General features: G+C 37.2%; 9 protein-coding genes and 1 pseudogene. 2 read left to right on the top strand and 8 right to left on the bottom strand.

Going from position 1 to position 9,457, the window contains the following annotated elements:
* From CDG56_RS15150 to pilG, 5 genes are all read right to left on the bottom strand, one after another.
* On the bottom strand, positions 1-1,569 hold a 1,569-nt coding region (locus CDG56_RS15150), incomplete at its 3' end, for an Hpt domain-containing protein (protein WP_171295171.1).
* A 156-nt stretch (positions 1,570-1,725) separates the two neighbouring features.
* The gene (locus CDG56_RS15145; protein ID WP_087548324.1) at positions 1,726-3,813 is read right to left on the bottom strand and encodes a methyl-accepting chemotaxis protein; all 2,088 of its coding nucleotides are present in this window, start codon (positions 3,811-3,813) and stop codon (positions 1,726-1,728) included.
* Between the two features lie 47 nt (positions 3,814-3,860).
* Positions 3,861-4,397: a chemotaxis protein CheW gene (locus CDG56_RS15140; RefSeq protein ID WP_005162018.1), complete on the bottom strand. Its 537-nt coding sequence runs from the start codon at positions 4,395-4,397 to the stop codon at positions 3,861-3,863.
* 39 nt (positions 4,398-4,436) lie between these two features.
* Positions 4,437-4,799 (bottom strand): response regulator, encoded by a 363-nt coding sequence (locus CDG56_RS15135; RefSeq protein WP_004664659.1) that lies wholly within the window; start codon positions 4,797-4,799, stop codon positions 4,437-4,439.
* A 19-nt stretch (positions 4,800-4,818) separates the two neighbouring features.
* Entirely contained in the window at positions 4,819-5,202 is a 384-nt protein-coding gene (gene pilG / locus CDG56_RS15130) for a twitching motility response regulator PilG (RefSeq protein WP_004652356.1), read from the bottom strand.
* 280 nt (positions 5,203-5,482) lie between these two features.
* On the opposite strand from pilG, the gene CDG56_RS15125 reads away from it, so the two are divergent.
* Together CDG56_RS15125 and CDG56_RS15120 are read left to right on the top strand one after the other, a co-directional pair.
* On the top strand, positions 5,483-6,139 hold the full coding sequence (locus tag CDG56_RS15125; RefSeq protein ID WP_087548323.1) for a hypothetical protein: 657 nt from the start codon (positions 5,483-5,485) through the stop codon (positions 6,137-6,139).
* 190 nt (positions 6,140-6,329) lie between these two features.
* Complete coding sequence (locus CDG56_RS15120) at positions 6,330-8,045, top strand: proline--tRNA ligase (protein WP_087548322.1); 1,716 nt, start codon at positions 6,330-6,332, stop codon at positions 8,043-8,045.
* Positions 8,046-8,231: 186 nt separating this feature from the next.
* On the opposite strand, the gene CDG56_RS15115 is transcribed toward CDG56_RS15120, so the two are convergent.
* From CDG56_RS15115 to CDG56_RS15105, 3 genes and pseudogenes are all read right to left on the bottom strand, one after another.
* The gene (locus CDG56_RS15115; protein WP_005162025.1) at positions 8,232-8,576 is read right to left on the bottom strand and encodes a zinc ribbon domain-containing protein YjdM; all 345 of its coding nucleotides are present in this window, start codon (positions 8,574-8,576) and stop codon (positions 8,232-8,234) included.
* A 51-nt stretch (positions 8,577-8,627) separates the two neighbouring features.
* Positions 8,628-8,985: pseudogene (locus CDG56_RS15110) on the bottom strand (DUF488 domain-containing protein).
* A gap of 29 nt (positions 8,986-9,014) precedes the next feature.
* Positions 9,015-9,350, bottom strand: a complete 336-nt coding sequence (locus tag CDG56_RS15105) for a DUF2004 domain-containing protein (RefSeq protein WP_087535721.1) — start codon at positions 9,348-9,350, stop codon at positions 9,015-9,017.
* Positions 9,351-9,457 lie beyond the last annotated feature (107 nt).

Genomic DNA, 9,457 nt, shown 5'->3' with positions numbered 1-9,457 from the left:
AAAGTCACGATTTGAATCACTTGATTGCAAGCTTTGTTTATCTAAAGCGAATTGTGCAGCTAAATCACTCACATCAACTTTATTACTAGACGGCTCAAATTCAGCAATAGATGCTTCAACCAAACCTGCTTTTTGCTCAGTTACAGGCGCTTCCAAGAACTCAATATTTTGCTGTGTAAATGAACTCAATTCATTTAATATAAGTTCATGTGCCTTTGTCAAAGTCACACGCTGCCCTGCAGCCAAGGTATCAAACAATTGAATGAACTGTTGATGTACCTGATAATACAGCTCAAAAGCATAATCAAGATTCAGTAAATCTGGCTTAAATAACAGATCTTGATAACTAGAACGTAACAAACTTGTATATTGATACATACCAATCGTCGCATGATGATGGGTATGTTCTAATAAAGTTTCAGTTTGCTGACTTAACAGTTGAATATATTGAGGAAATTCAGTACGTGCACGCTTCTCAAAATCAAACTCAACGTCAAGAAGGTCATTGATATTCAATTCTAGTAATTGTGAAACTAAACCCTGTGGACGTAAAGATTCGCCTTGTTTTTCTTCTAATTGGAAATCGTAGCTATCCCATGCAACATTAAAAGTATTATAAATTTCTTCAAATTTCTGTTGCGAACCTTGGTGTTTCAACGTGTGCAAATAGTCACGAACAAACTGTGCATAGTGCGTCAAAAGTGCCGTTTCATCAGAACTTGAATCAAGCTCTTCTTGCAATAATGTTTTGAATAAATTCTCAACTTTCGAACTTGCTTCAAACACATGCTCAACATGCGCCATAGCAGAACTGCCACGTAGAGTATGAAGCGCTCGAATTAGCGTATTATAATTATCATTTGTCGGACGATCATTTAGTAAAAATTGATCGATCGTAGTCAAATGATCTTCTGCTTCTTCCAAGAAAATCGATAATGTTTCTTTGATTAACGCTTCATCATCTAGCGGATGACCTATAAATACAGATTCTGAATCTGCGACATCAACAGTCTTCTCTTCTACGACAGTATCCACATTTACGGATATCAATTCGAGACCAGTTTCAGCGTTATCATTCAGCATATTCGATAATTGTAATAACTCAGCTAGCGCTGGTTCTATACTAAGTTGCTGCTGTAGTTGCTGACCTAATAAAACCAAAGGTTTTAAATCTATCTGATGTTTTTGAACCAATTTAAAATCATGTACAAGTTTAAAGCGGTAGATATTAAAAACCGCTTTTACATAATGTTGAATATCTGAATTCAACAATACTGTCCCTGCAAGTACTCGATTTAAAGTATCTTCAACCGTCCACGCCAATTCACCTGAAGATTTGGCGCCAACCATCCTTCCAGAACCTTTTAAGGTATGGAAATGTCGGCGAATATCTGTAAGCACATCTTGTTGATTTGGCTGTTCAATCCATTGACAGATTAATGGCTCTAATTCAACAAAGATTTCATCTAATTCTTCAATAAAAATTTCAAGAATTTCTGCATCTTGCTCAAGATAACTATCTTCAGGAAGCGTCATCGTTTCAACTAACGTTTTTAATATTTCTTTCATAGCGGCTTCTTTCGTTTTTATCCACTAATTGTGGCTAAAAATTACGTGTATCTATCACACAAGATGTAGCTCCATGTTAGTCATCATCTTGTAGAGATATTCTACATCTCTTCAAAAAAGGGAAAGGACAGATATGCTCTGCCTCCCCTTTGCTGCTTATTCAGGTAGCTTAAAGTCAGTTACAGATTCACGTAATGATTCAGCCATATTTGCCAATTCAGAAACCGAACGAGCTGTATCAAACGTTGCTGTCGTCGTTTGTGACGTAATTTCTTGTACAACATTCATCGTTGTTGCAATGTGACTTGCTGATGCAGACTGAAGTTTTGCTGCATCAGAAATGCTCGCAATTAATTTAGCCAAATCACCAGATACCGTTTGAATCTCATCAAGTGCAATACCCGCATCTTTTGCCAAGTTCGCACCACGAACAACTTCTGACGTCGTTTGTTCCATTGAAATAACGGCTTCGTTCGTATCTGTTTGAATGGTTTTTACTAAGCTTTCAATCTGTTTCGTTGCTGATGCAGAACGTTCTGCAAGACGTTGTACTTCGTCGGCTACGACTGCGAAACCACGACCTGCTTCACCAGCCATAGATGCTTGAATCGCTGCATTTAATGCCAAGATGTTGGTTTGGTCAGCAATATCGTTAATTAGCGATACGATGTTACCAATCTCTTGAGACGATTCACCCAAACGCTTAATACGCTTTGAAGTTTCTTGAATTTGTTCACGAATGTGATCCATACCTTCGATCGAGCGGTTTACAACTTCTGCCCCATTCGATGCAATTTGTACAGATCGTTGTGCTACTTCAGCAGACTCGGATGCATTCGAAGATACTTGGTCAATCGACAATGCCATTTCGTTCATCGCTGCTGATGCACCTGCAATTTCTTGTGCCTGATGTTCAGAAGCTTCTGCTAATTGGTTGGTAATATCTTGAGTATCTTGAGTATAACGAGCAACTTCTTGAGATGTTTCAGTGATTCGAGATACAAGGTCACGTAATTGATCGATTGCGAAGTTAATCGAGTCGGCAATCGCACCAGTAAAATCTTCTGATACTGTTGCATATGAACGTAAATCACCATCTGCTAAGTCGGCAATTTCATCTAGTAAACGTAAAATTGCATTTTGGTTACGGTCATATTCATCTTGTAGACGAGTTACACGCTCTTTATCTGTATTACTACGTAGAGTAAGTAATTGTAGTGCAGAGAAAATCAATAGACCTAACGCACCAATTAATACAACACCTGCAATAACGTTACTCCAACCACCCTCTGCTTTGTTAGATAAATCGTTTAATGACGTTAATAACGCATCAGATTGAGAAAAGATTTGCGAAGATGCTTGGCGTACGCGAACAATTTGGTTTGCGTTTTGTAATACTGTTGCTGCAGCTGATTTCAACACTGCATCATAATCAGATTTAATACTATCTACAGACTCACGTAAATCAGGAGATGCAATACGATCTACACCAAGTTCTGTACTACCATTTAATTGTGCATTTAAATAAACACCAAAGGTATCAATATCCGCACCAAAGTCATTCGCAGACACATTTGAATTATCGGTACCGACTAAAACAGAGTTAATCGAACGTAAAATACGTTCAGCAATAAACACTTGGTTTTTCGTGATAATTACCTGACTACTTGGCATATTTTCACGAACCATCTGATCAACCATCAAGTTATATTCAGCCTGAATTTCAGGAATCGTTTCACTGATCGAGATATTTGTATCGTATAATTGATTGATGACTTTTTGTTGTGAAGCAATTAACTCAATATTCTTAGAAACACTCGTCCAAAGTTCATTTGCTTTTTTATACTCTTCTGAACCAGTACCATAAACACTTTCAACCGTCTCTAAATTCTCAGCAAAACGCTTTTTAGATTCAACTAAACTTTTCATTGCTTCAGGTGTACCAGATGCCGTTGCCTCAGTTGCCTGACGAGAAATCATCTGAGATAACAAGCGTAACTCACCTAAACTACGAGTTAACTGGTTATGACGAGGCACACTCACGAATAAATAAATTAAGAGGATAACTGCAAGAGCTAAAGCACCAATCGCACGGTATAGAATTGGTTTCGACTTTTCAGTTTCACCAAATAAGCGAGAAAACTGATCAATTTGCGTTCGAGCATTCTCTAAAAATGCACCACCACTCTTAAGACCAGTACTATCATCACTACTACCATTTTTCTTTTTAAGTTTAAAGCCCATGTCAGCTTCTCCCCTGAATACGCGTTTATTTTCCGTAGCGTATCAAATTAGTTTATAAATTTTATTGATGCATTCATATATTGAGGATTTTGCAACAACCGACTCAGTAAAAACACATGCCATTGCTGATTATGTTGATGGAAGTATCCCTGACAATAATCTTTCAATTTATCATCTAGATCAGCACTTTGTGAAAAGAAACTCTTTTTATTAAAGTGCTGAATCCCAAGAACTTGGTCGACAACCAAACCCACATAATGGTCTTGATGGCTAATGCATATTACTTTTTGTGTTGGTGAAAACTGACTCCGTTGTCCTGAAATAAAATGTGTTAAATCAGAAACTGAAAGCAATCGACCACGAATATTTGCCAAACCACGTACCCATGCCTGAGTATTAGGAACAGGGGTATATTTTGGAGGATAAATCACCTCCGAAATCTCCCCTAATGGTGCAACGAAATATTGCCCTAACATCTCAAATGCGATACCAGACCAACGGCTGACTTCATTTTGAGTTGAAGCATATTGTTTGTTGCCTCGCTTGGATAAGCGAAGCAATTCGATAAATCCATTTGCTGCCATACCCTATCCCGTATTGAGTAATGAAAAGGCTCGTACGAATTAACTTAATAATTGTTTAATCACATCAATGAGCTGTTGCTCATCAATCGGCTTGGTCAAATAATCACAAGCACCTTGACGCTTACCCCAAACACGATCTGTTGCCTGATCTTTGGTACTTACGATCACAACAGGAATATGCTGCGTGTCTTTACCTTTGCTAATTTGGCGTGTCGCTTGGAAACCATTCATTCCTGGCATTACAACATCCATTAATACGAGATCTGGTAGTTCTGCTTGCGCCATTGTGACACCGTCAGCGCCATTGGTTGCTTCTAAAACTTCATAACCGTGTTTAGTCAAAATTTCTCTAAAACGAAATGTTTCAGTAGGTGAATCATCTACAATAAGTATACGAGCCATTTTTTCCTCAATTTAAATTTTATGCGCTAACGTGATTACGAATCGCATTTAACAGCTCATCTTTACTAAATGGCTTAGTTAAATATTCATCAGAACCCACAACACGCCCTTTAGCCTGATCAAACAAACCGTCTTTGCTTGACAACATAATCACTGGGATATTTTGGTAATTTAAAGAATTTTTAATCAGTGCACAGGTTTGATAACCATCTAAACGAGGCATCATGATATCGACGAACACGATATCAGGATTTGCTTCTGCAATTTTTGATAATGCTTCAAAACCATCAACAGCGGTGATCACCTCACAACCTTCTCGTTGTAAAAGCGTTTCAGCTGTACGACGAATCGTTTTTGAATCATCAATCACCATTACTTTCAAATTTTGAAATTTATCTTCCATTTAATTGTCCTGCCCCATTCACTCAATACAAATTATGGTTGGTTTAATTTGTTTTATACACATCAGTTGATATTTTTAACATATCTTTACTTGCATTATCAATGAAGTTTTTTGAACCAACCTATCAGTTTTCAACAACAATAACAAATTTCTCACACTTTTCGTCAAATTCCTAAATTTTTTGTATACTCACTATTTTTAATTATCTAAATAGCTACTAATATACAACTGATTATTATTTAAAAATAAGTGATTTAGTTAACTTTTTCCGGGGAATGTAATGACTGGTTCGTTAAAGTGCGGTTTCGGCATTAGCCACTTTACAACGATTGCTCGTAATTACATTTGCGCGTTTTTTTTATTGATTTTTTGCAGTTCAAGTTTTGCAGCCACAGAGCAACCCAGAGCTGTATGGTATCGTTATTATGATAAAAATGGTGTTGCTAATGTGAGTACATCAGTTACGCCCGAACATATTCGTTATGGTTATGAAGCACTTGATCGTAATATGCAAGTGATCAAACGCAACCGTGCTTATAACGCAACAGTAGATGTACAACAATCTTCTCGTCGCGAATCTATTGCACGTCAACGCGAACAAGATATGAGATTAAAGCGTGCTTATGGAAATACAAAAATAGCGGCAACAAAAAGAGATCAAATTTTGGCTAGTTTAAAAAAGCAACTTAATTATCAACAACAACAATTACAACAGCTTCAACAAGACAAAATTGGATTTAAGCGACAAGAGATGGAATATCATCGTAAGGGAGAAACGCCCCCCGCTCAACTCAAAAATAATTTAGACAATAATGCCAAGAATATTGAAAATGTAAAAAGAACAGTAGAAAGTTTACGTAATGCATATCATAAAACTGAAACAGATTATGCTGATATTATTAACCGTTTAAAAAATATTGAACAAGAAACACAATAGACTTAGAATTTTTCTGGCATGGTCTCTCAAAAATATTAATTCTAACTTTTCATAGTTTTAATTCATTCAGCTTGCTTTAGATTACACGAAATTCAATGATTCATGTCATAATGCCAATTGCTTAAAACCGAGTAGATAATTTTGCTCGTTTGAGTATTTCTAAATAACACTTAACTTTAGGACAGTTTCCATGCGCGCAAGCCGCTTTTTATTTGCAACGTTAAGAGAAACCCCAAATGATGCTGAAGTCATTTCGCACCAGCTCATGTTACGTGCGGGGATGATTCGTAAATTAGCTTCTGGTTTATACTCTTGGTTGCCCATGGGAACACGTGTTTTAAAGAAAGTAGATGCGATTGTTCGCGAAGAAATGAACCGTTCAGGCGCATTAGAAGTATTTATGCCTGTCACTCAACCTGCTGCGCTTTGGGAAGAATCTGGTCGTTTTGAACAATACGGTCCAGAATTACTTCGTTTCAAAGATCGTCATGATAATCCATTCGTGCTTGGTCCTACTCATGAAGAGGTCATTACAGATTTGGCACGTAATGAGCTGAAAAGTTATAAGCAATTACCAGTAAATTTCTATCAAATCCAAACTAAATTCCGTGATGAAATTCGTCCACGTTTCGGTGTGATGCGATCTCGTGAATTTATTATGAAAGATGCTTATTCTTTCCATGCAACTCAAGCATCGCTACAAGAAACCTATGATGTCATGTATGACACCTATAGCCGTATTTTTACACGTCTAGGTCTCGATTTCCGTCCAGTACAGGCAGACACAGGTTCTATCGGTGGCTCTGCATCACATGAATTCCATGTACTTGCTGCAAGTGGCGAAGATGATATCGCATTTTCTACTGAATCTGATTACGCCGCTAACGTTGAAATGGCAGAAGCATTGTTAGTCGGTGAGCGTGCTGCACCAGCTCAAACAATGACCTTAGTCGATACACCAAATCAGAAAACAATTGCCGATGTTTGCCAATTTTTAAACAGTGATGCAAAACAATCTGTAAAAGCTTTACTTGTACAAGGTCAAACAGATGAAAATGGCAATACACCCGTTGTTGCTCTATTCTTACGTGGCGACCACGAATTGAATGATATTAAAGCTGAAAAGCATCCTTTAATTGCTGCACCTTTGGCATTTGCAACTGAAGCACAATTAGAACAACATGGTTTAACAGCAGGTTTCTGCGGTCCACAAGGTTTAGTTGAAAAAGGCTTAACCGTGATTGTGGATCGTGCTGCATCCGTATTATCTGACTTTGTTGCGGGTGCAAATGAAGTCGATAAACATGCAACTGGCGTAAACTGGGATCGTGACGCAAAATTCACCGAAGTTTATGATTTACGTAATGTTGTTGAAGGCGACCCTTCTCCAGATGGTAAAGGTACACTTCAAATCAAACGTGGTATTGAAGTCGGTCATATCTTCCAACTCGGCACAAAATACTCAGAAGCTTTAGGGTGTAAAGTACTTGGTGAAGATGGCAAACCATTCACTGTTACAATGGGATGTTATGGAATAGGTGTAACACGTGTGGTTGCAGCGGCAATTGAACAAAACTTTGATGACAAAGGAATTATTTGGCCTCAAGCGATTGCTCCATTCGACATTGCGATTGTGCCAATGAATGCGCATAAATCACCTCGTACCCTTGAAGCAGCTGAAGCGCTTTATGCTGAATTGCAAGCTCAAGGCTATGATGTATTGCTTGATGATCGTAATGAACGCCCTGGTGTGAAATTCTCTGATCTTGAATTAATGGGTATTCCTCATCGTATTGTTATTGGTGAGAAAGGTCTTGATGCAGGAACTTTTGAGTACAAAGGTCGTCGCGATCTTGAAGCAAGTAATTTAGGTAAAGAAGAACTCTTAGCTAAACTTATAGGCTAATCTTCATCCTAGCAATAAAAAAGCCGTTTAATAATAAACGGCTTTTTTATTGAAAACTGTTGTTTTGATTGTTATAGCTTTATTTATAGATTATTTTTTATACCAATAAAAAATGATTTATTGTTCACTTTTGGTAAGTTTTTGAATAGCAAAGGGGCACTGACATGCCCCCTTAAATGATTTGGATTAGATCTTTTTTACAAATTCAGATTTCAATTTCATTGCACCAATCCCATCGATTTTACAATCAATATTATGTCCATCATTCGCATCGATTAATAAACGAATACTTTTCACTTTCGTCCCGACTTTAACTACAGATGATGACCCTTTGATTTTTAAATCCTTTATGACAGTGACGCTATCACCATCAACTAAAATATTACCGTTGGCATCTTTAATAATCTCTTGTTGTTCTGAAGCAGATGCCTCCCCTTCTTTCCATTCATGTGAACATTCAGGGCAAATCAATAAGTCGCCATCTTGGTAAGTATATTCTGATTGGCATTTTGGGCAGTGTGGAAAAGACATAAAAACATCTCAAAAGCACTATTATGATCGATAGACGCATTTTTTCAAAATTTAAGCTTGAATCGCTTGTCCAATTAAATAATTTTTAAGTACTAGGGCATGACTAAGCTTAAGATCTTTAGCTGCGTAAATGAGCGTTACTTGCTGTTGCTGTAGCATGTCTTTAAGCTGATTTACATAAGGGTTTTCTTTAAGCTATTTATAATACCTTTCCTGAAAACTCAGCCAATGTTCAACCTTATGACAAAACGCTTTTCTCAATTCAGTTGAGGGTGCAATATCTTTAAGCCATAAATCTAAATGTGCCTGCTATTTCGATATTCCCCTTGGCCATAACCGATCTACGAGTACACGCTGTCCATCCGTCGGCTCAACAAGATCAATAAATACGTTTAATTTCAATTCTCACATCAGCCTCCCCCATATCTCACAAATTTTTCAGCTTTCCATTGAAATATTAACAACTTGCCCTTTTGAATCAAAACTAACGCAGATAACGTAATTTGTGATCTCATCTGGTAAGGTGAAATCTAAAATTTCATAACTTTCCAGATCCCCCTCATCCCAACGTGAATCTAATACCAGTAACTCTAAAATTTGTAATAAATTAGGTTTTGATGTGTCAAAGTATTTTTCCCAATATTCAGGTTCAACTTCTTCAAGATGATGTTGAATAAATAACTCCACACTATCTTCTGCTTGTTGATTTTCTAAAGCTTCGCGCATGGCAACACGAGCCAATTGTTCTCTGTGTTCAAGAATTTGTTCAGACATAATATTCCCCAATATGATTAAATATAAAAAATTTCTCTGTACACGACAAAAAAAGATAACTCATTGAAATAATGGCATAATACTTGTTTTCTGACGACGAATATGAT

Source organism: Acinetobacter sp. WCHA39 (assembly GCF_002165385.1).
GTDB lineage: Bacteria > Pseudomonadota > Gammaproteobacteria > Pseudomonadales > Moraxellaceae > Acinetobacter.
This window is presented reverse-complemented; position numbering and strand designations above follow the sequence as displayed.